This is a genomic window from Streptomyces panacea (assembly GCF_040560175.1).
Classification (GTDB): Bacteria; Actinomycetota; Actinomycetes; order Streptomycetales; family Streptomycetaceae; genus Streptomyces; species Streptomyces panacea.
Genome location: NZ_JARJHW010000013.1, coordinates 23963 through 48396, shown reverse-complemented (window position 1 = coordinate 48396; position 24434 = coordinate 23963). Strand labels below are relative to the sequence as shown.

26 protein-coding genes are annotated in these 24434 nt (G+C 67.4%); 13 read left to right on the top strand and 13 right to left on the bottom strand.

Annotated features, from left to right (window positions below):
• Nucleotides 1-271: 271 nt before the first annotated feature.
• The 5 genes from P3L51_RS05695 (at nt 272) to P3L51_RS05675 (ending at nt 5548) form a co-directional block, all read left to right on the top strand.
• Nucleotides 272-721: an Asp23/Gls24 family envelope stress response protein gene (locus P3L51_RS05695; protein ID WP_354603937.1), complete on the top strand. Its 450-nt coding sequence runs from the start codon at nt 272-274 to the stop codon at nt 719-721.
• Nucleotides 722-985: 264 nt separating this feature from the next.
• Complete coding sequence (locus P3L51_RS05690) at nt 986-1186, top strand: ferredoxin (protein WP_435594383.1); 201 nt, start codon at nt 986-988, stop codon at nt 1184-1186.
• Nucleotides 1187-1777: 591 nt separating this feature from the next.
• Nucleotides 1778-2881, top strand: a complete 1104-nt coding sequence (locus P3L51_RS05685) for a glycoside hydrolase family 43 protein (RefSeq protein WP_354603936.1) — start codon at nt 1778-1780, stop codon at nt 2879-2881.
• 119 nt (nt 2882-3000) lie between these two features.
• Nucleotides 3001-4443, top strand: a complete 1443-nt coding sequence (locus P3L51_RS05680; protein ID WP_354603935.1) for a hypothetical protein — start codon at nt 3001-3003, stop codon at nt 4441-4443.
• Nucleotides 4444-4621: 178 nt separating this feature from the next.
• The gene (locus P3L51_RS05675) at nt 4622-5548 is read left to right on the top strand and encodes a multicopper oxidase family protein (protein ID WP_354603934.1); all 927 of its coding nucleotides are present in this window, start codon (nt 4622-4624) and stop codon (nt 5546-5548) included.
• Between the two features lie 415 nt (nt 5549-5963).
• Here the strand turns inward: P3L51_RS05675 and P3L51_RS05670 are convergent, their stop codons facing one another.
• The 5 genes from P3L51_RS05670 to P3L51_RS05650 all read right to left on the bottom strand — a co-directional run bounded on the left by P3L51_RS05670 (nt 5964) and on the right by P3L51_RS05650 (nt 9899).
• Complete coding sequence (locus tag P3L51_RS05670) at nt 5964-6179, bottom strand: DUF6243 family protein (protein WP_354603933.1); 216 nt, start codon at nt 6177-6179, stop codon at nt 5964-5966.
• Nucleotides 6180-7310: 1131 nt separating this feature from the next.
• Nucleotides 7311-7625, bottom strand: coding sequence for a DUF5710 domain-containing protein (locus P3L51_RS05665; RefSeq protein WP_354603932.1), 315 nt, complete (start codon nt 7623-7625; stop codon nt 7311-7313).
• A 941-nt stretch (nt 7626-8566) separates the two neighbouring features.
• Nucleotides 8567-8857 (bottom strand): hypothetical protein, encoded by a 291-nt coding sequence (locus P3L51_RS05660; RefSeq protein WP_354603931.1) that lies wholly within the window; start codon nt 8855-8857, stop codon nt 8567-8569.
• Nucleotides 8858-9142: 285 nt separating this feature from the next.
• Nucleotides 9143-9694, bottom strand: coding sequence for a DNRLRE domain-containing protein (locus tag P3L51_RS05655; RefSeq protein WP_354603930.1), 552 nt, complete (start codon nt 9692-9694; stop codon nt 9143-9145).
• On the bottom strand, nt 9678-9899 hold the full coding sequence (locus tag P3L51_RS05650; RefSeq protein WP_354603929.1) for a hypothetical protein: 222 nt from the start codon (nt 9897-9899) through the stop codon (nt 9678-9680). The genes P3L51_RS05655 and P3L51_RS05650 overlap by 17 nt, the downstream gene beginning before the upstream one ends.
• Nucleotides 9900-10083: 184 nt before the next feature.
• Between P3L51_RS05650 and P3L51_RS05645 the strand changes: the two genes are divergently transcribed.
• A complete protein-coding gene (locus tag P3L51_RS05645) occupies nt 10084-10605 on the top strand; it encodes a YcxB family protein (protein ID WP_354603928.1) in 522 nt (173 codons plus the stop codon).
• Nucleotides 10606-10785: 180 nt separating this feature from the next.
• On the opposite strand, the gene P3L51_RS05640 is transcribed toward P3L51_RS05645, so the two are convergent.
• The 4 genes from P3L51_RS05640 to P3L51_RS05625 form a co-directional block, all read right to left on the bottom strand.
• Entirely contained in the window at nt 10786-11514 is a 729-nt protein-coding gene (locus P3L51_RS05640; protein WP_354603927.1) for a hypothetical protein, read from the bottom strand.
• Complete coding sequence (locus tag P3L51_RS05635; protein ID WP_354603926.1) at nt 11511-12140, bottom strand: RNA polymerase sigma factor; 630 nt, start codon at nt 12138-12140, stop codon at nt 11511-11513. The genes P3L51_RS05640 and P3L51_RS05635 overlap by 4 nt, the downstream gene beginning before the upstream one ends.
• 116 nt (nt 12141-12256) lie before the next feature.
• Complete coding sequence (locus P3L51_RS05630; protein WP_354603925.1) at nt 12257-12562, bottom strand: hypothetical protein; 306 nt, start codon at nt 12560-12562, stop codon at nt 12257-12259.
• Between the two features lie 649 nt (nt 12563-13211).
• Nucleotides 13212-13940 carry a helix-turn-helix domain-containing protein gene (locus tag P3L51_RS05625; RefSeq protein ID WP_354603924.1) on the bottom strand — a complete coding sequence of 243 codons (729 nt, stop codon included), beginning with the start codon at nt 13938-13940 and terminating at the stop codon, nt 13212-13214.
• 104 nt (nt 13941-14044) lie between these two features.
• Here P3L51_RS05625 and P3L51_RS05620 point away from each other — a divergent pair, with 104 nt between their 5' ends.
• The 3 genes from P3L51_RS05620 to P3L51_RS05610 all read left to right on the top strand — a co-directional run bounded on the left by P3L51_RS05620 (nt 14045) and on the right by P3L51_RS05610 (nt 17016).
• On the top strand, nt 14045-15190 hold the full coding sequence (locus P3L51_RS05620; protein ID WP_354603923.1) for a hypothetical protein: 1146 nt from the start codon (nt 14045-14047) through the stop codon (nt 15188-15190).
• Nucleotides 15191-15239: 49 nt separating this feature from the next.
• Nucleotides 15240-15950, top strand: coding sequence for a hypothetical protein (locus P3L51_RS05615; RefSeq protein ID WP_354603922.1), 711 nt, complete (start codon nt 15240-15242; stop codon nt 15948-15950).
• A 673-nt stretch (nt 15951-16623) separates the two neighbouring features.
• Entirely contained in the window at nt 16624-17016 is a 393-nt protein-coding gene (locus P3L51_RS05610) for a hypothetical protein (RefSeq protein ID WP_354603921.1), read from the top strand.
• Between the two features lie 698 nt (nt 17017-17714).
• On the opposite strand, the gene P3L51_RS05605 is transcribed toward P3L51_RS05610, so the two are convergent.
• Together P3L51_RS05605 and P3L51_RS05600 are read right to left on the bottom strand one after the other, a co-directional pair.
• Entirely contained in the window at nt 17715-18323 is a 609-nt protein-coding gene (locus P3L51_RS05605; protein ID WP_354603920.1) for an HhH-GDP family DNA glycosylase, read from the bottom strand.
• A gap of 121 nt (nt 18324-18444) precedes the next feature.
• Complete coding sequence (locus tag P3L51_RS05600; protein WP_354603919.1) at nt 18445-19161, bottom strand: DUF4839 domain-containing protein; 717 nt, start codon at nt 19159-19161, stop codon at nt 18445-18447.
• A gap of 349 nt (nt 19162-19510) precedes the next feature.
• On the opposite strand from P3L51_RS05600, the gene P3L51_RS05595 reads away from it, so the two are divergent.
• Nucleotides 19511-20449, top strand: a complete 939-nt coding sequence (locus tag P3L51_RS05595) for a hypothetical protein (protein ID WP_354603918.1) — start codon at nt 19511-19513, stop codon at nt 20447-20449.
• 64 nt (nt 20450-20513) lie between these two features.
• Here the strand turns inward: P3L51_RS05595 and P3L51_RS05590 are convergent, their stop codons facing one another.
• Both P3L51_RS05590 and P3L51_RS05585 read right to left on the bottom strand, forming a co-directional pair.
• Nucleotides 20514-20816: a hypothetical protein gene (locus tag P3L51_RS05590; protein WP_354603917.1), complete on the bottom strand. Its 303-nt coding sequence runs from the start codon at nt 20814-20816 to the stop codon at nt 20514-20516.
• A gap of 207 nt (nt 20817-21023) precedes the next feature.
• Nucleotides 21024-21191, bottom strand: coding sequence for a hypothetical protein (locus P3L51_RS05585; RefSeq protein WP_354603916.1), 168 nt, complete (start codon nt 21189-21191; stop codon nt 21024-21026).
• A gap of 864 nt (nt 21192-22055) precedes the next feature.
• Between P3L51_RS05585 and P3L51_RS05580 the strand changes: the two genes are divergently transcribed.
• The 3 genes from P3L51_RS05580 to P3L51_RS05570 all read left to right on the top strand — a co-directional run bounded on the left by P3L51_RS05580 (nt 22056) and on the right by P3L51_RS05570 (nt 24421).
• Nucleotides 22056-22187, top strand: a complete 132-nt coding sequence (locus tag P3L51_RS05580) for a hypothetical protein (protein WP_354603915.1) — start codon at nt 22056-22058, stop codon at nt 22185-22187.
• A gap of 692 nt (nt 22188-22879) precedes the next feature.
• A complete protein-coding gene (locus P3L51_RS05575) occupies nt 22880-23392 on the top strand; it encodes a hypothetical protein (RefSeq protein ID WP_354603914.1) in 513 nt (170 codons plus the stop codon).
• A 12-nt stretch (nt 23393-23404) separates the two neighbouring features.
• Nucleotides 23405-24421, top strand: coding sequence for a hypothetical protein (locus tag P3L51_RS05570; RefSeq protein WP_354603913.1), 1017 nt, complete (start codon nt 23405-23407; stop codon nt 24419-24421).
• Nucleotides 24422-24434: the final 13 nt, after the last annotated feature.

Genomic DNA, 24434 nt, shown 5'->3' with positions numbered 1-24434 from the left:
TCTCGGCGGCGGCGACCCCTTGATTCGCAGAGCCGCAGAGCCGCAGAGCGATATGCGCTCACGCGTACGCATCCGCGCTTTCGCGCTTTCGCGCTTTCGGAGAAGCTTCACCCGAATGGCATTACGCCCATGCGCGGAGCACAGTGGGTAAGGGGCGCAGCCGCCCGAGAAAAACATCTCCCGACTGTGACATCTCTCCTCCGCTTCTTCTCCCGGAGAACAGCGAAGGGGTCTCCGCGGTAGCTCTCTCTTCAGAAAGATGGGGTCGGTCATGACAGTGAACGAAGCGACATCAACAGCGAAGTCGAACGGCCACCACCACCATCACCACGGCGACGTCAAGGGAAAGACGACGATCGCGGACTCGGTGGTCGCCTCCATAGCCGGTATCGCGACCCGTGACGCCTCCGGGGTGTACGCGATGGGCGGCGGTATTTCACGGACGCTGGGAGCCGCCAGGGACAAGATGGGCCGTTCCGACGATGTCTCGCGCGGTGTACGGGTGGAGGTCGGCGAGAAGGAGGCCGCCGTCGACCTGAGCGTGGTGGTGGAGTACGGGTATCCGATCACCCGGACCACCGACGACATCCGGTCGGGCGTCTCCGACACGGTCGGGAGCATGACCGGACTCGACGTCGTCGAGGTCAACATCGACGTCCTGGACGTGCACGTACCGGGGTCGGACGACGACGACAGCGGTGAATCGCCCCGTACCAGGTGACAGTGCCGCTTCGGCGCGGCGACGGAACGGAATGCGGGGAGCGGTTCAGCGAGCGGGGCATACAGGCCGTGCGTGGCGCGCGGTCGGCGGTCGGCGGTCGGCGACCGTGACACGGGATCGCCGGGCCGATGTGATCGGACTCGCCCGCCTTCATCGATAACGTGATCGCTCAGACATCGGGCACCGAGGCCAAATAGGCTGCTGGTACAGCGGGTTGGTCACACCCCGGGCCTGAATCCAGGTCACTGAGCGAGAAAGCGGGAGATGGCGATGAAGGTAGCGGTGGACAGGGCGGTGTGCTGCGGTGCGGGCCAGTGCGGGGCGATCGCGCCGGGAGTGTTCGACGAGGACGACAACGACGGTCTCGTCATCCTGCTCACCGAATCCCCCGCGCCCGAGCACCACGACAATGTCCGCGAAGCCGTGGCCTCCTGCCCGGCCGCCGCGATCGAGATCACCGAGTGACGGGCACGAGAGCCCCGGTCGCCCCGTAAGGCCCGGCGGTTGTCCCGGTCAGGGGGAACCGGGGTCCCAGGCCGCGGAGAGCGTCGCTGGTTCGGTGAAGAACAGGCCGCGTTCCCCAGGGATTGCCGTCCTCGGAGACGGCAATCGGCAGGCTGGGGAATCGGGTGAAGAGGGCCTGGTAGGCGGCCTGGAGGAAAATCCGGGAGAGCGAGGCGCCCGGGCAGGAGTGAGGGCCGGCACCGAAAGTCGCGGTGCCGTCCGTGCGGCGGTGGATGTTGAACTCGGCGGGGTCGCGGCAGTGCGCCGGGTCCCAGGCCGCACCCAGCATCGGGGGGCACACGCCGTTGGCGATCGCGTCGAGGAGCCGGTCCGCGTGCCGCCGCACCATCGGCCGGTACGTCTCCAAGCCGCCCCGGGTGCAGAAGCGGCTGATCACGTGCCGCCGCACCCGGGTGCGGTCGGGCGGGTCCAGGTTGAAGTCGTACCGCTGTCGCCGGAGGAGTCCGGACCGCGCGCCCTCTTGACGGCCGCTCGTCTCATGGTGATTAGTTGAGAGCGCTCTCTGTCGTGGACATGATCAGGAGGAACCTGATGTCCCCTGCGCGATGGCTCGCCGCTCTCGTTTCCCTCGGACTCGTCGGCACACTCGTCCTCGGGCAAGTGACCGCCGCCGGACCCGCGGAAGCCGCCACCTCGGTGACGGACGACCGACCGTCCACACTGGGCCGCCCCCTCGTCGGCGGCGCCGACCCCAGCGTCATCAAGGTCGGCGACCTCTACGTCTCCGCCAAGTCCGTGGACGGCGGCATCGCGGTGCGGTCCGCGTCCACCCTGGAGGAGGTGGCCACCGCTCCCAAGCACCAGGTGTGGCGGGACACCGGCAACCTCGGCGAGGTCTGGGCCCCGGAGATCGTGCACCACGACGGTCAGTACCGCATCTACTTCGCCGCCGGCACCGGTGCGGCCCACCGGATGTACCACATCAGCTCGGCCGGCCCGGACACCGGCTACTCCGGCGCCACCAAGGTCGCCCTGCCGGACGACAAGTGGGCCATCGACGGGGTGCCGTTCACCTTCGGCGGCCAGCGCTGGTTCGTGTGGTCCGGCTGGTCCGGCGACACCAACGTCGAGCAGAACCTGTACGTCGCCCGGATGAGCGGTCCCACCACGGCCACCGGCGGCCGCTACGTCATCTCGCAGCCGCGCGAGCCGTGGGAACGGGTCGTGGGCAACCCGTACATCAACGAGGCGCCGCAGCCGATCGTCGACCCCAGCGGGCAGTTGCACATCGTGTACTCCGCGAACGGCAGTTGGAGCAACCAGTACTGCATCGCCGATCTGCGGCTGAGGGCCGGTGGCGATCCGACGTACGTATGGGACTGGTACAAGAGCAACGGCTGCCTCTTCGGCTCGCACGCCTCCACCATGATGTCGGGCTGGGACCCCACGCTGAATGTCGACGGCCCCGGCCACCACACGTTCGTCCTGCCGCGCGGCGACGTCGCGGCCGGCCCGCCGTCGGGCAACCGGTTCCCGACCATGTTCCACGCGGTCGCCAAGGGCACGCCGTACTCGTGGGCCAACCGCTACTGGTACACGGGCACCGCCGTCTGGTGGGGCAACACCACGTACCGCCGGGCCAACGTCCCCGGCGCCACCAGCACCGTCGGGTACAGCCTCAAGTTCTTCGAATGAGAACCGTCCCCGGGCTCGTCGCGAGCGTCTCCGGACTTGTCGCAAGCGCCGCCGGGCTTGTCACGACCGCCGCCGCGAACCGTCGACGCACTGCCGCCGGCCACGCCTCTTGCTGACCGATGCCCCTCGCGAGGAGGAGTCCGCCCAAGTTCGACCCGCCCGCACTCTCCCGACGTCGCTTCCTCGGAGCGACAGGCGCGATCGGACTCACCGGAGCATTCGGGGCCGGGTCGACGGGCATCGCCCTGGCAGCGGACGCCGACAACGTCGTACCCGTCAACTGGCTGTCCCTGGGCTCCTACTCAGGGGCGGACGCCGCCGGAACCCGCGTGACAGCCGTCCTTGCCGGGAGTGCCCGTTACCTGATCGGGCCCTGGTACGCCGCCAACTACACCCGCTACCTTCCCGACGGCTACATCGACCTGAAGGGAACCGACGAGCGGGCTGTCCGGCTGCCCGCCATGGCCGCGGTCGCCGCCACCACGGCCTTGGTCACGGACACGTACGACCCCCGGGCCCTTTCGGCCGCGAACGCCACGATCCGAACCCACAACCTGATCCGGACCCTCGCCGCCCGGCACCGGGCCAACAACACCAACTCCGGGACCCGTTGGGGCGGTGGATGGCAGACCGCACTGTGGGCGTACTACACGGCGCTGGCAGGCTGGCTCTTCTGGGACCGGCTGGACAGCACCGAGCGCGGCCATCTCGTCGCCATGCTGGTGTGGGAAGCGGACCGGCTCACCACCGGTGGCGATGTCCACCTCATCGGCGCCGACGGTGATCAGCTGTACATGACCCGCCGCGACGGCACCGTCGTCACCCCCGGGGACAGCAAGGCGGAAGAGGACAACTGGAGCGCCGCCGCACTCTCCCTGGCCGCCTCGATGATGCCCAGCCACCCCAACACCGCCCGCTGGACGCGCCGCAACATCGAACTCCTGCTGGCCGCGGCAGCCAAACCGGCCGACCTCACCGGCGGCGAGACCATCAACGGCATCCGGCTGTCCTCCTGGCTGCGGGGGACGAACATCGCTGACGACGGAACACTGGAGAACCACGCACGGCTGCACCCGCTGTACATGGTGGCCTTCGACCAGAGCCTCTACCAGGGCTTCGTCTTCGGCCTGGCGAACCGGGCGGCGCCGCGGGCCGCGCTGCACAACATCGATCGGACGTACGCCGCGCTGGTGAACAAACCCTTCCCGCTGCCCGGCGGAGGCACCAGCCCGATCTACCGCGCGAACTCGGCGGAGATCTACTACCCCGAGGGCAACGACTGGGGTACGCACTTCCCCTTCTACTTCGGCAACTTCGACCTTCTGGTCTCCCTCACCGGGCAGGACCGGGACATCTCCCCGCCCGCCGCCGAATGGGAGCGGCTGCACAACAACGCACAGCTCTCCCTCATGTCCCGCTTCACCGACGGCCGAACCTACGGCGCCGCGGGCGAGAACACCTACTACGGGCGGGAGCACCGCATCGGCGCCATGGCGGGCCAGACGTACCTCACGCTGTTCCTGGCCCGCAATTCGACCGGCAACCGACTGCGCTGGACATGAGCCCGAGCCGGCCTCACTGCCGCCGGGGGCCCGTGGCACGCCGACTCCGCCCACGGCGAGCGTCACGCCATTCCCGTCGTTGATCATCGGTCGGCGTTCGAGTGCGTGTCGGCGGAGCACCGGGTCTACGTAATTCACGCCGACGCGAAGGGGCCCTCCGGCGCGGGACGGTGTCCCCATGAAACGACGCACAGCGCTGAAGGCCCTCGGATTCGGCATCGGGGGCCCGGTCCTCCTCGCCGGCGGTGGTTACGGTGTCTACTACGCCGCCGGGAAGCAGGACACGGTCGGCAAGGTCGCCTTCGACAAGGCCCTGTCGATCCCGCCGCTGGCGGAGTCCAAGATCAACACTTCGGGTGCCCGGGTCTTCACGCTCGGCATCCGGTCGGACAGGACCCGGTTCAAGGGCGGGTCGGCCACCCGTACCTGGGGCGTGAACGGTACGTACCTCGGTCCGACGATCCGCGCGCGGCGCGGCGAGCGGGTCGAGTTCGCCGTGGGCAACGGCCTGGATCAGGAGACCTCGCTCCACTGGCACGGGATGCACCTGCCCGCCGCCATGGACGGCGGACCGCACCAGGTCGTCCCGGCCGGAGAGACCTGGCGACCGCGGTGGACGATCGACCAGCCCGCCGCGACACTCTGGTACCACCCGCACGTACACGGTTCGACCGCCGACCACATGTACCGGGGCCTCGCGGGGCTGTTCATCATCGACGACGAGGGCACCGAGGCGTCGAAGCTGCCGTCCGAGTACGGCGTCGACGACATCCCGATGATCGTTCAGGACCGTGCGTTCGACGGGGACAACCAGTTCGAGACGCGGGTGCCGCTGGGCGGCTCGCTGGGCGTGATAGGCGAGGAGGTGCTCGTCAACGGCACGATCGGTCCGTACGTCGATGTGACGACCGAGCTCGTACGGCTGCGCCTGCTCAACGGCTCCAACGCCCGCCTGTACAACTTCGGGTTCTCCGACGACCGGACGTTCTCGCTCGTCGCCACCGACGGCGGCCTGCTCGCCAGACCGTGGAACGCCGAGCGCCTGTACCTCTCCACAGCCCCGTGGTGTTCGCACGTGGGGGTTCGGGACGTCGTGGATACGTGACGAGTACACAGCGGTCGGTACTTTCCGGCAGTCGCGGGGTCGCCGTCTCGACGAGACGCTCGACCTCCTGCACGCCTGGTGGACGCCGGCCCGGCACGGGGACCGCCCGTCTACCTCGGCGGCTGGTCGTGGCGGCAGATGGAGAGGGTCGGCCGTCGGGCCGACGGCTGTCTCGCCGTGGCCGGCTTCGCCGAGGACCGGTCAACCGCGCCAGTAGTACGGCAACGAGGGTTGCCCGCCCGTCAGGGGCGTACCAAGGCAGTGGTGCCGTGACGGCGGATCCTGCCGTCGCCCGGCGAGTGGATTCACATGATCACACCAGCACGTCCCATTCGCTGGTACGGCAGCAGGGCCCGGACCGCGCGGCGCGGTCCGGGCCCTGCCCCGTGCGTTGCCGCCCTGCTGCGGCGGTGCGTCAGCTCTGGGCAGTGTCGTCGCCCGCCTGCGCGGCGCCCTCAGCTGCGCCTGCCTTCTCGCGCATCTTGCGCACCAGCTCCGCCTTCTGGTCGGCCGCGCCCTGGCGGTCGAGGTTGCGGTGCGGTCCGTTGTTCTGCCGTTCGGCGCGGGACAGCCTCTTGCGCTGGCCGCCACCCATGCCTACGGGGTTGTTGATGTTCTTGCTCACGGTCACGGGTTCTCCCGGGTAATGATTTGGAGTGATCTACGGATTCACGGGTGGGGGGACGGGCGGCGACGTCGAAGGACGTCAGCAGGGTCCCATCGCGCTCTCACTCGTAAATCAGCGTCTGGAAGAACATGCCAAAGACGTTACCCGGTTCCGTCGGCCCCGCACACCAATCTATTCGCCGCCCCGGCGTAGGCCGGGCCAAAGATCCGGACCATTCCCGGGCCAGCAGTCCCGGCAAGATCCCCACAGCTACCATATTCGCAGGTCAGCGAGCCACTTGCGCTGTACCACCCAGCAGACGAAGAACGCACTGGACGCTACGTACATGGCGCAGCAAGACTGCTTGGCACCACGATCGTCATGGCACCCCTGCCACGCCAGCGCAGACGACAGACGGTCCGACCAGCGGAGCGAAGTTCTGACGACCCATCAGAACGAGCTGACGAAACGCTACAGAGAGCGTCATCTCAGCGTCACGATATCGCCCGTAACGCCCACACCGCACATGACCCGAACCTGCAGCTCAGGCGTCCTGCTTCACCGGCTCCAGAATCGCCACGCACTCCACGTGGTGCCTCCGAACCTTCCACGCGCCACCTCCCTCAGCTCGTCATGTTCCTCGAGTCGACTGTCACGAGACTCACATTCCCGCAGAAATCATGCGATCTCGATATCGTGCTGAAGTGCGCTGAGACGTGGAGGTGTTCGTGCGTCGTCCAAGACAACGACGTGCAGACGGTCGCCAACCTGCGGGGCGGATGCGCCGGCACGCCCCAATAAGGGGGTTTCACTTGGTCAACTCGGCCCACAGCACCTGCGGGCCGAGCGAACTGCCACAACCGATGGTCTCTCGGCCTGGTGGGGGCGGCCCACGGCGGCGGCTCCGGCCCGCCTACGGCCTTGAAGTAGTCGGCGCCCGACGTCACGGTCCGGCCGAGGATCATCCGGTTCCACTCGCCGCAGAGGAACCGCGGCACCCAAGCGGTTCTCCCGGCCTCTCCGAGCAGTTGGCGGCCTTCGCGCTGGCCCAGTGTGTCGCGACGACGCGATGCTCCGGAAATACGGCCGACAGTCCAATTGACCTGCCGTTAAAGCCTGTCGGAGACCGTACCCTGGCCAACGCCCGACAACTCGTCAGAATGAAGGCGGCAGCCACCGCGCCGCCTGTTCACGATCGACCCGCTCGGCGTCCACGTACCACTTGCGCCGGTCCTTGTCCCAACGGGCACCCAGCAATCGCTTCGCCTCGTCCTTCTCCGCGAAGGGGACATTCAAATACAGCCTCTTTTCACCCTGCTTCTCACTTCCACTCGCCGAAGGCCCGGACGACCGAGGGTTCCACGCCGCCCCGTCTTTGCGCGCTCGCTCGATCACGCGTCCCACCCGCTCACAGGCGGCGGGATCCGTGAGCCGCATCATCAGATCGGTCGGGCCGGGGCTGGCCAGCAAGTTGAGAGATCCGTGCCACAGAGCGACATGATCCACGGGCGATCGCACTATGTCGCCGTGCCCGGCGTCACTCAGATCGGAAGCCCTCTCCCACTGGCTCAAGGATCGCCACTCACTCCACGTGGTGCGTCATCGAAAGATGCCGCAGAGCGCAAGGACGAAGAGTCCCAGTCCAGGCCGGATTCGCCGCATCAAGAACAGATCTCGCGGTCCAAACGTCAAACGAGTGTCCATGCCCCGTGCCTGTGAATGCATCGGCGAGGGCGTGGGGCCGTAAGGGCAGCGGGCAAGGACCACAGCCGCCAGCGTCACGACTCCGCCCCTCGGCGCCAGCAGAAACTTCTTGCTGGCGCCGCTCAGCCACTCCTGGTTTCCAGCGGAACCCGGTCGCACAGGGAGCTTGGCGAGAGCCGAGCCGCCTCGGAACAGGAAACCGTTGCTCAGCACCGAGGTCCTGGATCCGGGGATCGATCACGCTCGACCGCAATCCCCATGGGCATCCAGCGGCACGAACACCGCCGAACGCCGGCCCTCACCCAGTAACAGCGAACTCGCGCCGAGCCATCACCATCGGATGGCACTCCCGTACCACGGCAGTCATCAGCACCGACGCCCCACCCGAAGACACCCCGAACCAGCCCCGTCCACCAAGTCCGCGATCCTCCGACGCCGCCCAGGAATTCCGCTACACCATCCCGGATTTCGAGCACCTGCCGAATACCGACACGACCCGCCCATCAAGAACAAGAAAAGGAGGGATGCAATGTCGGCGAGCAACGAGTCTCCCCCCGTTGCCAGGGACACTGCTCGCCGGCTTCCTTGCCACGGCTGCCACACCAATGGTCCAGCGGGACCATAGGTCAGAAAAGCCACAGCAAGCCCAACTCGCCCGCAGCGCGGACGTGCCGGACGCGCCTCGGACCGGGCCGAGATGGCAGCCACTATTCGGAGTCGGGGTGCATCTGTACCCACCGGCCGTCGATGAACTTCATCTCCACGCCGTAGTACGGCTGGGGTGGGGGCACCACCGGTCGATTGCTGCGGTGTGGCGCTTTCGGCGGCTCGGGGCGGTCGGCGGGCCGCGCCTTCACAGCCCCCGGCTTCTTCTTGGCGTCGCGCTTCCGCGACGCCTCGATCCTCTTGAGGAGTTCGGCGCGACTGATGTCTTGCGGCGCCCGGGTGAGGCCGGGCAGAGCCGCCGATCGGTTCGGCGAGCGGTCCGTGGCCGGCACACAAGCACGGTGCGCCGGCCTTCCCCCTGTGACGAGGACCAGCTTCTTCCTGCCCACCAACTGGTGGCATACCGCACAGCGCTTGAGCGCGGGCTTGGACCTGAACGCGTCGGACATAATCCCCCCGGATTGTGCTCCCTTGGCGAGACAACAGAATAGGCGCACCGACGGCAACCCGGGAGGGTTCGGGTGAAACCACCACCTCTCCGTGCCGGGTGTCGTCGTTGCCAACCGGCTCAGCAGGAAGGCCCGAGGATGACCGTTGGTAGGCCCGTACCGGGCAACTCACCGCCCAGAGCACTGGTGTTGGACCAGTTGGCACCGGCCTCGGTCCAGGGTGCCGGTGGCCCGGTAGGCGCCGATGGTCACGTCGGCGGCGTTGGTGGTGTGCGACTGGTCGAAGTACATGCCCAGGCGGGCCGAGTCGACCTTGACTCCTGCCGGGATCTCCGTCAGCGGGAACTGCACCAGGGAACGGGCGAGACCCAGGTCGGTCTTGCCCGCCGACAGCTTCCAGGTGGTGTTGAAGTTGGTGGTCGGCTGGTCCGAGAGAACCATGGTGTCCTTCGAACCGGCCGCGTCCGGGGTGACGGTGATCGTCGGGTCGATCACGACCGGGTACTGCCGGTTCACCGGTCCGTCGGGGCGTTCGACCAGGACGATGTTCTTCTTGACCTGGCCCGGTTCGACGACGTATTCGAGGTCCGCGCCCTCGACGGCGTCCAGGTAGGTGACCTTGGCGCCCCGCTTCGTGGGCTTGAGGGCCTTGCCGCCTAGAGGTGTTGCGGGGAGCAGGCCGAGAGTGACGGACTCTCCGCCCTCACCCTCGATCCGCACCAACTCGCCCGGCGTGGGAACCGAGGTAGGTCCGGCCGAGGTTGGCGGTGTTGGCGTAGTCGAAGCCCTTCTGCGAAGTCTCCCGCACGGAGACGTCGATCGGCTTCCAGGTCTTGTCCTTCCCGTCCCGGTACGCGGTGGGTACCGCGATCAGTTCGGCCTCGACGCGACCGTCCGACAGTGCGAAGAACCGGGCACTCGCCACGATTCACCCGCTATGTCCGCCCGCTCGACCGCGTCAAATCTGATGGTGTATAACCGCCCAGTTCCCACCAGACGCATTCGCCCCTCGAAGGCGCACCGAACGAAAGCCGGCTCGCGCGTCAACGCGCGGGTCCGCACCCGATCGGGCCGGGAACCACCTGACACCGATGCGAGAGGGACGACGTATGACTGTCGACGGCTCTGTGAGACTGACCTATGTAGTGACATGGCGCGAGATATCTGACGGGCTGAAGATTCAGATGCGCCACAGCCCGGTCGGGCGCTGGCTCTTCCGCGTCCTGTGGGTACTGGTCGCACTGCTCAGCCTGCTGAGCACGGCCAACCTGTTGACCAGGGGTGTTGATGCCATGGGTTGGCCGGTGTGGAAGTTCCTTCTGACTGTCTGCCTCATCTTCATAGTCGTCCGCTGGCTGACAGCTCTCGCACTGCTCGCCTACGCCCGGCAATTGGGCGAACACCGCGTAACAATCGACGAGGACGGGATCAGTACCGTTTCCGAGCGGCATACGAATCAGACCAACTGGGGGTTCTACGGGCGCGGCGTCGAGGGCCGACGGGTATTCGTGCTGCTCACCCCGGACATCTGGGGAACCGGAGTGCTGATCCTCCCCAAACGCGGTCTGGGTGACCCGCAGGACTCCGAACAACTTCGGTCACTGATCACCAAGCATCTCGAAGCCGCGTGACCACAGCAAATATGACGAGGAGGAAGCACTGGTGGGCGGCGCGGTCATCCTGGCGCCGCCTCGCAGCTGCGGCCGGAGGCTCGGACTGATCGCTCTGGGCTGCGGCGTAGCTCCGGCGGAACAGGTCCAGGGCGGGCTCCAAGTCGGGCTCGGCACGCAGTTGCAGTCCCTTGAGGCAGACTACGACGCCTGTTTGCCGGTGCCCTGGGCGTTCTCCGAACTCCTGCCTCGCGAGGGGGAGGCCGCCGGGGGACTCTTCAACTGCCCCGGCGCATCCGTCCTGCCCGGCTTCTTGGGCGCCGGAGGAACGTCCTCTTCCGTACCGGACAACGTGGCGCAGTAGGCGTCCACGGCGCCCTCTCCGCCCGCGGCGTCGGCCAGTTGCTGGAACGCCGTACCCCGGTGCTTGCCATTGCCCCTGCTCCACGCGTGGCACAGCGCCGCATGACTCCGAGGTACCGGATCGTGCGCCGAGGCCGAGGCCGAGGCCGCCGGTGACGAGGTGTTCCGGCGCGTCGCCTCGGGTGTACCGCCAGGGGTACGCGGGGCGTCCCCGCCGGGCCGAGGCGTAAGACTCCCGACCGGGGCGTCGGCCGGCCGGGGCGGATCCGCGAGCACACCGGGAACGGCCGCCAGCGCCAGCCCGCCGAGCGCGACGGTGGCGAGGGCCGCCCCGAGCGCCGCCCTCCACGAGACAAGCGCGGCGAACCGGCGCCGGGCCGGGCGCCAGTCGTCGCGCCTTCGGCCACGCCGCGGTGCGACGCCTTCGGCCGCGCGGCCGGCCACCCGGAATGCCGTAAGCGCCCGCCCGACGCCCTCCGGCTCGACGTCGCCCCGAACGGCATCCGCGAGCGCCTCGATCTCGGGCGTGACGAGCGCCGCATCCGTCGCTTCCACCCTGCGTCTCATGTCTCATCCCTCAGCGTGCCCGACGCCGCGGGCGCCGTACTCTCCGCCCGGTTTCCCGAGGTCAACTGCTCGGCCAGCCGCTTCAACCCCCGATAGGCGGCCGTCCGTACCGCGCCCGCCCGCTTGCCCAACACCCGTGCCGTGGCGGGTCCGTCCAGCCCCACCACCACCCGCAACAGCACCGCCTCCGCCTGGTCCGGCGGCAACCCGACGATCTGTCCCAGCGCCCACTGCGTCGACATCGACTCCAGCGCCGAGTCCACCGTGTCCGCCCGCCCCGGCAGCTCCAGGACATCCACCTCGATGAGCGACGTCTGGGGTCTTCGCTTCTGCTTACGAAGGTGGTCCAGCGCCCGATGTCGCGCGATGGTCGCTGTCCAGCCACGAAATCCCGCGCCGTCGCCCCGAAAGCGCCTCAGGTCCCGGGCGATCTCCAACCAGGCATCCGAGGCGACATCCTCCGCGTCGTCCCCGACCAGCCCGCGCAGGTATCCGAGGAGCCCTGGATGCACGAGCCGATACGCCGTCGAGAAAGCGTCCTCGTCCCCCTGCTGAGCAAGCGACACGGCACTCCCCAGCTCCGCGTCGGACGCATGCGTACGACGTTGATCCCCGCCCCTACCCACACATGCCTCTTCGATCGTCCAGCGTTCTTCCCCCTCCTCACAGCGCTACGGCGCACAGAAACGTCACATCACCCGGAACTTTCGCTTCACCGCCCACCGCAGCCCCGAAGGTCAACTCATCGTGGAGCCTTCATCCGTACGCGGCCGTGCAGCAGGAAGTACATCTGCCGCACGGATTCCTCCGGCCCGGCCGCAAACCGTTTGGCCACCTTTCCGATCGGATTCCACACCCGCCCGTCGGGCATCCGAACGCCCACCAACTGCCCGAACAGCTCCCGCTGCCCCCTGTCGAAGTCCACCCACTCGGCACCGGCCCGCCGTACGAACACCTCACCCGCGTACGCCCCGAGCCAGAACAGCTCGCGTGCCACGCTCCCCTGCTCCGGCCCGGCGCGGCGCAGCCCATCGGTGATGCGATCCACCACACGCAGGCTCGCCACCGAGTAGTCCAGAGGCAACCGGTTCCGCACCGTCACCCTCCGGATGAACTCAGCCACCCCCACGCGCATCTCACCAGCCGACGGACGACGTATTCGTTCCCCACCCGAACTCACCGCGCCCCCCAATACTCGTTCGCTTCCGAGAGCCTCACGCGGACACCCGGCGGGGAACCCCGTTTCATTCCCTCCCCCGACCAAGCGAGACCGCGTCCTCAAACGTCACAGTGACAACCGGCATCGCGGCGGCCCCCGCACCCTTCTCGACCAGGAAGCGGATCCGGGTCTGGACGTCCATACGGGTGATGGCCCTCATCTCCCAGTCACGTGGTGGAGCCCACGCTGGAGGTCTTCGCCGTGATCAAGACCCGCGAGGGTGAACAACGCTCGTGATCAACACACCCAGCGCATGATCCTGGTCGGGTGGGTTGTCGCCGAGGGCACGATCTACGACTCGTACGACGGATTCTTGAAATGCCCTCGTGCTCATTTCGCTGCGGCGATACCAGGCTCCTGAAGTCACCTGGTCCTGTCCGCTCCAGGCATCCTGAAAGCGGTTGGAACCTACGAGTTGTCACACACCCGGTGGTCTACTGCCCGCGACCGGTTCGACCAGAAGACCGGAGGCTGTCAATCAACTCCGGCGCGTATCGCCGACGGACTGGGGACCCGTGTGTCGCATCTCCCGGGGGCTTACCCCAAAGCGCTGCCGGAATGCTGTACTGAGCGCGCTCGAAGAGGAGAATCCCGACGCGTACGCCAGCTCGGTGATCGTCATATGCCGGTACGTGGGTGCCCGCAGTCGGTCCCGCACCAACCGGAGTCGCTCCTCGCGGATCAGCTCGCGGGGAGTCGTCCCGGCATGCTGCAGGGCCAGCTGCACTTGGCGCAGTGACCAGCCCAACGCCTGTGCCATGGTGGCGCCGGTCACGTCGGGGTCGGTCGCTTGCTCGCGGATGTACCGGCGGACCACCCGCTCCACATCGGTCAGATGTCCCGGGGCGGTGGGGCGGTCGTCGCCTGCGGCAAGCATGCACAACAGCTCGACCAGCCGGTCCGTCACCGCGTCGAACTGACCGCTGGTGAGGGTGTCGCGCTCCTCGTGCAAACCGGTCAGCATGTCGCCCACCACCCGGCCCAGGCCGGAGGTCAGGTCGAGGCCGGTATAAATCCTCGTGGCCGCGCTGGTCCTGGTGATGACGTGGACCGGGCAGAACGCCGAGTGGTGGCTGCGGACCTGGCGAGGGCGTTCGCCGGGTCCGATCATGCTCGCGGGCCTGGCGGTGCCTGTGCTCGCGTACGCCTCCGTCCTGTACTGGTGGTGGTTCCTGGGCGAGGTCCTGACGGACGGCTGGCCGTTCACGTGCCGGGAGTCTGTGGTGGGCGCAGGTGCTGCTGTGGGTGTTGCCGTTGCTCGCTCTGATCGTCGGCTCCCGATCGGGAGGCGGATTGGGCGGCGGCTCGGGTGTGGAACGCCCGAGGTGGCTCACTCGTACGCTGTCGGGCTCGAGCGCGGAGTCGGCGTCGGCTCCGTACGGGCCGGGGCGGTTGCTGGCGGCCGGACTGGCAGGCGGGGTCGTCTGCTCGGCCGGGCTGGCCGTGGCGCTGGCCCGGCTGCGTACGGCGGACCTGGGAGCCGTGGGCGCGACGGGACCGCTCCGACTCGCGCAGGTCATGGGGCCCGTCCTGGTGATCTGCGCCGCGACGGCCCTCACTGCCGCCGTCGTCGCCGCCCTGACGGACTCGGGATGGCTGACGGCCGCTCTGGTGTCGGCGGGGATCACCGCGTTGCTGGGCGTGGGAGCCACGTACGCCATCTTGCGGGCGGACGCGGGCGCCGGGCCTGGCACGGTGTCGTGGTCCCTGTCGCGGGACGTCCATCTTCCCTACGCGGTGGGCCTGGGCACGCTGGTGGCGGGCGTGGCCGCCTTCGTGGGCCGTGGCGCCGGGCTGTTCCGGCGGTCGCTGATGACCGGACGCCGGGCCGGGGCGCGATCGGCGGCGCGGCTCGCGCCTGTCGAGGAGCAGCTGCTCCGTCCGGTGTGGCGGCGCGCTGTCCTCGTGGCGGCAATCGGAGCCGTCGTGGCCGGAGTCGGAGCCACGGCGCTCAGTGTGGATGTGTCCGAGTCGCGCGGACAGCCCTCCCGGCCGGCAGCACTGATGCTGGACCAGTCGGCGCCCGCGCCCTCGGCGGCGGTGTCCCGGCTGCAGCACCAGACGTGGGCGGCGGCAGGAGGGCTGGAACGGATCCAGGCGCTGCAAGCGGCGGAACGCGGATACAGCGCCGCCTTCACGGCCGGAGGCAGGTACACCACCGACGCCGAATTCCTCGAGGTGATGGACCGGATGAAGAGCACCTGTGGGGAGATGGACCGGGCGGCGCGGCGGGCGAACACGTACTTCAGCGTACCCAGCGCCGCGGGACAGCGAATGTGGGCGCGCGTGCTGGCCCGGCACCGGGCGATGGCCGGCACCTGCCGGTCCCTCGCCACGCGGCCGAGCGCCACGACAGCCAAGGCTGCGGGCACCGCCCGCCGGAACGCCATCGACTCGGTGGACGCGATGCTCTACTGGCTTGCCGAAAAGGGGGCGATCCGTCCGAAGTCATCGTGAATACCCCGGTGTTGATCCAAGCGACCCGACCCCACAAGAGGACGGACACATGACGACCACCCCCAACGTGTCGAGGCGACGCATCGCGGTCCTGCTGCTGAGCGGTGCGCTCACGCTGACCGCGTGCGGCGGAGGCGACGAAGACGGCGAAGGCAGTGACAAGGGCAGAGGCGCCACCATCTGCCTGAGCGACGAACGGGTGGACGGCGCTCGGTTCGTCGACCGGATCAGCTTCTCCGGGGGGACGGTCGTGCTCGACATCAAGGCGATGTCCAGGCAGGAGGTGGAGCGGTTCTCCACCGACTTCCGGTCGAAACTCCCTCAGATCCGCGACTCGGTGGACCCCCGGATCAAAGTAACCACCCAGATCCTGCGTGACTACAAGGGTGAATGCGCACCCACCGCCTGTGTCTTCACCGCGCGGGTGACCGTTACGTACCTCGGGTCCACCTCGGACCCGGACGCCTCCAAGGCCGTCCCGGTGACCTACTCGTGGGCCGTCGACCGGGACGGAACGCCGGTGGAGCTGGACCCGGAGTGCTCGGGGGTCCTCCTGATCAAGCCGGGCGACTCGGAGGACCTTTCGTGCACCGGGACCGGGCCGTCCGTCGGGCCCGGGGCGAGCCGGGGCCAGTACCACGGCGAGATCCTTACCTCCGACCGCGCACTCACCCCGAAGGAGTACGAGGACCTCGTACGTCTGGCCGCCGACAACAGCGAGAAGATCGCGGGGCTCCCTGATCCGCCGACACCCCGCTGACCGGCCCGCCGGCGCCCGTCATCGCCTTTACCCCCGAGGATCGAGGCCGATGACCGTTCCGGCAACCTCGACATCGTGGCGCCGCTCCTCGGAGTGGCGGCGGTCGTGGTCGGTGCGGCGCCGCTGTGACACCCGAGGCTTCGGACCGTCCGAACAGCGACAAGCCGCGGGCATCCGGTCGTCGGGCAGTATCCCCGCCAGTGCCTCACGGACAAGAGGCTCGACGTGCCTGACCTGCCCACCAGGTCGCCTGACACGCCATCAGGACAAGCGTCAAATGAGCGTCACGATGCCTCGGAGAGCGTCATTTCAGCGTCAAGATATCGCCCGCAACACCCACACCGCACATAGTGCGCACGCACGCAACCGCAGGTCAGGCGTCCTTCTTCACCGGCTCAAGGATCGCCACGCACTCCACGTGGTGCGTCATCGGAAAGATGTCGGCCTGAGCGAGTCACGGAAAAGACCAGGTCAGAGCAGCTTTTTCGGCTCGCCGCACAGCATGAGTGCGCCCCGAGCGTCAAACGAGCGTCAGGGTCGACAGCCCATCCCGCCTACTCGGGCCAGACCGAGCTGCCACGACCAGTTGCCCCAGCAGGCTCCGTCCCGCTCACTCCAGAGGCCAGCTGGCTCATCATGACCCGCGCCACTACTCCGGTCCCAGAATGGAGGCATGCCCTCCAGCCCACAACACCCCGCACCCATGCCGAAGAACCTCTCGGGGGCGGAGGCCGAGGACCTCGCGCTGTACCGGGAGAAGTTCCGGCGGCGTCTGCCGGAGTCGCTGGAGGAGTTGCACGGCCCGATCCAAGAGGTCGTAGAGCTGCCTCTGCACATGGCCTGGTCGGGGATGACCTCGTATGACATGAGCAAGCCTCGCCAGCGCATGGGCCTGTACCGCACTGTCCTGCACGAGGGACTGGGCGACGACCTGCCCCGCTACCTCAACCAGGACCGGCTCCTCCAGTTGTGGCCAGTGCTGCACGCCCTGGTCGGTCGCACCGTGCGCAAGGTGTGGGAGGACACCTTCCCCCAGCTCGCCTCCCGCACCCGGGCAGCCGCATGACGGACATGCCTGAGCTGCACGCGGCTCCTGGCGAATGTGATCGCCCTCGGCTCCCCATGTCCGCTGGTCCTCACCGGCGGATACGCCAGGACCTTGATGTCGCCACCGAGAACCCGGTACCCATGGCCGATGGCCGCGCTGGTCGGCACCCCCGGCGTCCGGCGCCTGCGGGCTGGGCACCTGATCACCCCGCCCCACGAGGACGCGCGGAAACTTGGCGAGTTCGGCGCGTCCTCGCCGACGTGCTGGCCCGGCATGTCGAGGTCACGGGCATCGACGACGAGACGACATTCTTCAGCACCTTCGAGGACGAAATCCGCAAGGCCCGCGCCGGGTTCCGCTGCTGACGTTCGCCCGGACCCCAAGCCATGGCCAGGACGGGCGTCCAGTCCGCTCGACTGAACGCCCGTCCACGGGATCCGGCTCGACTGCCCGTGGTGCCCTTGCGCGCCGGAAACGGGCAGGTCTCGCGACTCCAGCTGCATAACGAATCGAACAGGTGACCCGATGTACGGGATCACGGTATTTTCCCCGGCCACAGGACGGTTCCGCCTGGCCTCGATAGTGCCGCCGCAGGATCTTCGCTAGCTGGTGGGAGGAGAAGACCGGAGACATGGTCCGCGATCTCTGCCACGCATCACCCACGAGCAGATCAGCCTGCTGTAACCGCACCTACAACGGCCAGGCCCGCTGGGTGGCTACGGGGCCTTCGACCTATGCCGCCAAACGGCATGCTCCAGCCCGCCTTTGTCGTGCCCGAGAAGCGCGGCGGCTTCCTCATACACGGCGCGCAACTGGTCGTATGGGAGGTCCGGAACACCAGCATCCATGGCGAAGGCGCGCAGGTGTACGTCAACGGCGACGTGGGAACGGCCGACGAGATTGCCTATGTAGTCGATGCTCTTCGGCCCTACTCCCTTCACCGTGCGCAGAGCGGCGCGATTGGCCTGGTGATCGAGCCAGGTGTGAAGTTCCTCGCGGGTATCGACCCCGTCGGCAGCGAGGAGGTCGGTGATGGCGTGAGCCGTCGCGACCTTCTGTGCGTGGTTGAACTTCATGGCCACGGCGAGGTCTTCCGTGACGAGCCGGCGCTGGAAGCCGCGGACTGTTCTTGCATCAGCCCAGCTCAGTTGCAAATGGAGGAGCCGCGGTCGGAGAGTCCTCTCGTAGTTGCACCGGGGCTGGAAGCTGACGTCGCAGATGACAGCCCCCATGTGGGTCCATCCGCCGGGCTGGAGAAACGGTCCGCTGCCAAGGGAATGTCGAACGTGGTCGGCGAGCCGCTGGGTAGGGCTGGATGCGAGCATGGGTCAAGGATGGCGCTGCCGTCGGGCAAGCTGGTGGGAAGTTCAAACTCTCGAATGGATGGAGCAGGGGGCCGTTCCATCGGGCAGCTCCCTCCACGATGGGAAGGCTTGGCCATCTCGGCTACCGGGTCTCCGTCGAGACCGGGGCGAGGCGGAATAGGCACTGGACCGTGTTGAACTCGATCACCTCGGCGATGAAGCGGAACTTGTCGCCAACTGCAATGGTGGCAGAGACCTCCTTGCCGGTCAGGTGGAGGTTGCCGGTGTTGACGTCCTCGTACTTGAAGTTCGGGCCGTCCGTCGTCTGCGGCCCCTTGTCGCCCGGGCCGAGGAGGAAGTCGTAGCGGGTCTGGTCATCCGCGTGGGCCGCCATGTGCCTGATTGACCCGTCGAAGGCGACCGTCTGCCCCGCGTGCTTGGTGGCGAAGTTCACGTTCGCTTCGCCACACGGATCCGCCTTCAATAAGGTGGCGAACTCGGGACTGTTCTGCGCCGTGATCACCTCAGCGGTGGTCGGCTCGTCTACGGGCGGCGTAGCGGAAGACTTCTCACTGGCGGCGGGCGAACTGGCTGACGCGCCCTTCTCCTCGTCGCCGTCGCCGAGCGCAACGCCCGTGCCGATGATGGCGGCCAAGACCACGAGGATGGCAGCCCCCGCCCCGATCAGACGCCAAGGAAGTGGCCTCTTCGCCCGACGGAAGTTGAGGGTGGTGCGAAGTCCGCCTGGGAGCTGTTCCACGAGCTCCCATCCCTCCTTCTGCATCTTCGAGATCACCAAACCGTCGGTGCCCCGAACCGTCTGCACGACCTTGTACTCGTACTTGATCTCATCGACCATGCGGCTCTCCGCCCCCTGAAGCGAACCGGTCATACCAACTGGGCGCGAGCATAGATGACTCCGCGAGAGACGAGCGTCGCCTTCGGCCCCTGCTCTCCTGCTCGTCCGGTCGTTCGCTGCCGCGCCTGAGCAGCGCGTCTCGGTTGCGGATGCAGGGCACCAAGACGATGTCGAACAGCAAATTCCGGGCAGATCTGTCCTGTGGAGGATCGGCAGGGCTTTACACCAGGTGCCGTCGGCCGTGGTCGAGTTCAGCCTTGGCACCACCCGTATGAGGGGCCAACACACCTCCTTCGCCTCCCTTCCCTCTACCTTGACAATCCCATCTGCACCCTCGAGTGGAGCCGGAGTGGTGAAGTACGCAGTGTCTGCGCCGCAGGCCGACTTGCTGCGCGAGCTCGCGGCAGTCTCCGATGCGGTGCACGTTCCACCCGGCCGTACACAGGTCGCCTGGGCGCTGGAGCAGCGAGGGCTGATTAAGAGGACCTGGCGCGGCAGTGGTCACGTCGCCGTGGTGACTCCGGACGGCCGCTACTACCTCAAGCACGGCAAGCATCCCCGGCAGGTCCAGGCGGAGAAGGAGCGGCTGGCGGGTGACAGTGCTCAGGCTGCGCTCGCCCCGGTCGGCGGGGCTGAACTGGTCTCCCGTCTGCTGTCGGCATCAGGGACGATCACGGTTGCTGATCCTGCGCCTCGGACCCGGGGACGGTGGCGGGCCGCCTTTTACGACGCACTCCACCACGGGCACGTTCCGGGAGGTCACAAGGTGCGGTGGAACGGTCGCCAACGTGGCGACTGTGTCTTCACCTTGGTCAACGAAGAGGCCGAGAAGGCTAGGCAGTCTCCTCCGGTGCCGAGCATCGACGTGCCGAAAGTTCTGGATCGGCCTCACCCTCTCGTCCGTGTGACGCGTGAAGCCATGGGCCGCTCCCAGGGCACGGTCGACACCCGCGGCAGAGCGGAGGCCATCCCATTGCATGTGTCGCGTCCGCTTGCCGACCGCGCCCTACGGATCATGCACGCGCTACTGACCGAAGCCGAGAACCGCGGCTACACAGCTGAGCCTCAGACCGACCTCCAACGCGGCGAGGCCCTACACACACTGGCGATCGTGATCCGGGGCCGAGCCTTTCCCCTCGTCCTCACGGAACGGACGACCAAAGTCCCTCACGAGCCGACTCCGAAGGAGGTACGCCAAAAGGAGCGTAATCCCTGGATCCGGCTCCCCAAGTACGACGAGGAGTTCAACGGACGCCTCGCCCTCGGTGCACCCGCCAAGAGCTGGTAACCAGCACTCGTATGCGCACAGCGACGGGGCGCGATGGACGCTGGAGTCGCGCCTGGGTCTCTTCCTACAGGACCTCGAACATCTCGCTGCTGAAGGCGAACGCCGGGACCGGGAGCAGGAACTCCTCGAAGCCGAGCGGCGGCGCCGGTGGTACGCGGCTATCGCACAGGCGCGTGAGCAGCAGATCGATCAGCAGCGTGCGAAGGTGCTCGCCGAACAGATGAGTGCGTGGAATCAGGCTGTCGAGATCCGCGCCTTCTGCCAGGCAGCCCGCGCTCGAACTGGCAATGCTCCGATTCCGGCCGGCGAGGCGGAATGGCTGCAGTGGGCGGAGGCGTATGCCGCACGGCTCGACCCGCTGCCCCACGCGCTTGTTACTCCGCCGGATCCCCCGGCCAGGCGGGAGGTTCTTCGCGAGCTTGCAAAGGTCGATGCCTACGCCTATCCGTGGCCGTTCGACGCTGACGGCCGCTGGGTGCTCCCCCAGGAACAGCCGGCCAACTCGTGATCGTGACCGCGTTACGCTCGCAACCGGCTTCGCCCCTGTCCAAGCAGGACAGGGGCGAAAGAACGTTTATGCGGCGATCGTGAGCGGGGTTTCCATCCGCTCCCAGGCCCCGAGGACGGCCTTGTGCGCGTCCGGCTGCAGGTGGGCGTAGCGCTGGGTGGTCTGGAAGCTCTCGTGGCCGAGGAGGTGCTGGACCTCGTAGAGGGAGACTCCTATTCCCTGACGGTGACTCATGGTTGTTCTACCGCTGAAACGGGCGCCCACCCACCATTGGCCGCGGAAGGACGTCCGCGGAGTATGTGAACCGCAAGAATGGTCCCTCTGACGCCAACAGCAAAGGCCCACGTGATCGCATGGAACGCCGATTCGAAACGACGCGGTATCAGACTGACGGCGGGTGTGCTGAGTTGCAGTAGCCCCGAAAGCCGACATCGAGCAGTCCAGATCGTCTCGCCGGTGCTGATCGCGTTGCAACCATTGGCCACCCCGCAGGGCGACCGCCACCCTGATCGCTCAAGCCGGGGCCCCAGATATCTCAGTGGTGCGATCCTCGCGCCCCGAAGGGCGACCGCCACTCCTCCAACCCCGGCGCCCGGCGGTGGATGTCGTAGTGGCGATCCTCGGTCGCCCCGAAGGGTGACCGCCACGCCGCCGGCCTCAACCTCGCGAACGTGTACGGGGAGTTGCGGGTGAACGCCACCGTGCCGCTCCGTGTGTCCCCTCCCGGCCGAGGTTGCGCCCCCCGTCCGGCAAGGCCGCTCGGCGTGCTCGCCGTGCTCGCGCACGGCGGTGGCACTGGTCTGGGTGCGCGAGGCCGCGCAGATGTGGCCAGTGAGCGGGACGCTCCAGAGTTCTTGCCGGTGCCTGCGTAGCCATGTCGCGTGCGCGGATGTCGAACTCGTCGGCAACGCTCAGAGAGCGCCGTGCGGACTGCGGGGTGACCCTCAGGGCTCGGGCAGCCGCTGCGGCGGCACCGCGCTCCGTACCGTATGCGCGCCACAAGTTGGTGGCCCGCAATCGCGGCAACAGGCGGATCTCTTCCCTGTGCCTGTCCATCTCGCTTCGGATCATGCGGTCGATGTTCACGGCGTCCGCACTGTGACCTCGCAGTGCGGCCAGTCGTACCGACTCCAGTTCGGCAAGTGCGTCGAGGTCTCCTTCCTCACGGTCATCATCACGGCGAGCCCGGCGCCGATCCGCGCGGCGGTCGTGTGCAGTTGGGTGGCGTAGGCGGGCGAGTCGGGGAACACCTCCGGATTGATCTTGGAGGGGCCATCCCCGCAGGCGCGGGGAGCACAACCAGGGCAAATGGGTGGACATCACGAGCGTGGGACCATCCCCGCGGGCGCGAGGGATGGCCTCACGTACGCGTACAACTCTGAGGCGACCCTCCCGCACTCCCCGCGCCTGCGCGGATGGCCCCGCGTCGAGCCGCGCGTGCAGTTGCGCGCTCATCGGCCGATGGAACGCTGCTCCCCACGCGTGCGGGGATGGTCTTGACCCTCTGCCGTACAGGTGACGTGGAAGGTTCGCACCGCGGCGCGAGCTCTTCACCCAGGGAGGGCTGCTTCAGTCTGGTTGTAGGCGCGGGCGGCCGACGCCGACGCCCGCGCTTTCCACCGGCCCGTCTACGGCCGGGCTGTCACCCTGTCGAGGGCCATGGTCGTACCGCGCGAGCACGGGCTTCGACGGGCGAAGGCGGTGCCCTCCAGTGGACACGACCGGACCGTGTGGACCGGCAACGCGCCACGCACGATGGGCACCTGACGCAGCCTCGTATCGAAGCTCCTCCGCGCAGCCGGAGTGATGCACGAACGTCGCGGCCAGCCTCCGCAGCATCTCGATTGCGCATCTTTCATGGTCATGACATCCATCGAGTGTGAAGATCCTTCTCGCGCAAGCGATCTACCGATGGAGATGCAATGAAGATCCACTTCAATAAGAAGGCAGCCGCCTTCTCTACGTCATTCGCGGCCGTGGTGGCTGTGATGGCGACCGCCGGTCCGGCACACGCGGCGGAGTTCAAGGTGACCGACAACTGCGACGTTCCGTGGATCACCTGCTCGTACGGTGATCTATGGCTGTTCTACAACACGAAGCAATATGCCGTCCAGGATGGCTATATCAAGTCGGCGTTCACGACGTTCTACAGCAATGTGTCCGATCACTCGGGTACGAGCCAGTATCAGGGATCGACGCTGACGACTTACCGGTACGTCTTCGGCAACGGTGGCAACGGCAACGGCGAGTACATGAAGAACAACGCGGGGTCCGTGCAGAACTGCGCCCGAGACGACAACTACCGCGTGTACTACAACTCCGGCTACGGCGGCACATCCCAGTACTTCGCGAAGAACGGGCCCTACGGAGACTGCAACATCACCGACCTGATCTCCGCCCTGCACAACAACAACGCATCCTCCCACTTCGCGTAAGAAGGAAGCCCCGTGAAGCACACCAAGCGGATAGCCACCGCCGTAGCCCTGACCGCTTCTGCTTTCCTGGTCAGCGCCTGCTCCTCCGGCACGACCCCGGACACCACGCAGAGCGTGGCCGACGGCAAGCAGATCGTGAACAAGGAAAACTGGCCCGAGAAGATCCCCACCAGTGGCCTGACGAAGGGTCTGACCCTTCCTCTGGAGGGATACATGGCCTCCTACGAGGATCAGGTCACCGTCGAGCAGGCCGCCAACGATCTCCAGCAGTCCTGCATGAAGGACTACGGCATCGATCTGACGCTGCCGCGGGCGGGCGCCAACCCGCCTCCGAGTGACAACGATGCCAACATCGAACGCCGTTATGGCATCACCGACCGGGCCGGGGCCGAGAAGTACGGCTACGAGCTTCCCCCGGCGCTCCGGGAGCACACCGAGCAGCCGTTGCGTGATCTGTCCGATGTCGAGGTGGAGGTCCTGACCGGCCACACCAAGCCGGAACTGCCCAGGCCCCCCAAGGGAGTCAAGGCGGGAGAGCTGCTCCTCAGCCCCGGGCAGGAGACCAAGTCCGCTCGGTCCGAGCACAACGGGAAGAAGCTGAAGACGGGCGGCTGCGTCGGCTGGTCCAAGGAGCGACTCGGCGTGGATGAAGCCGCCCCGGTCGTCGTGGCGCAGCTCGCGGGGGACAGCCTGATCCAGTCGATGCAGGACGACAAGGTCATCAAGGCTGTCGCCGCGTGGTCTTCGTGCATGGACGGCAAGGGACACTCTGGACTTGCCGATCCGTACAAGGCGATGGACCACGGTGTCACGCAAGACGGGCAGCCGTCAGGGGAGTCCATCGCTCTGGCGGTTGACGACATTGACTGTAAGAAGCAGACGGATCTGGTGCGGATCTGGTCCGATGTGGAGTCTGCGATCCAGGACGAACAGATCGCCGACAACAAGTCCCGGCTGACCGGGATCAAGGAGCAGCACGGCAAGGAGATCACTGCCGCGCACCAGCGGACGACGTCCGCCTCCCAGTGAAAGCAGCTGCGGT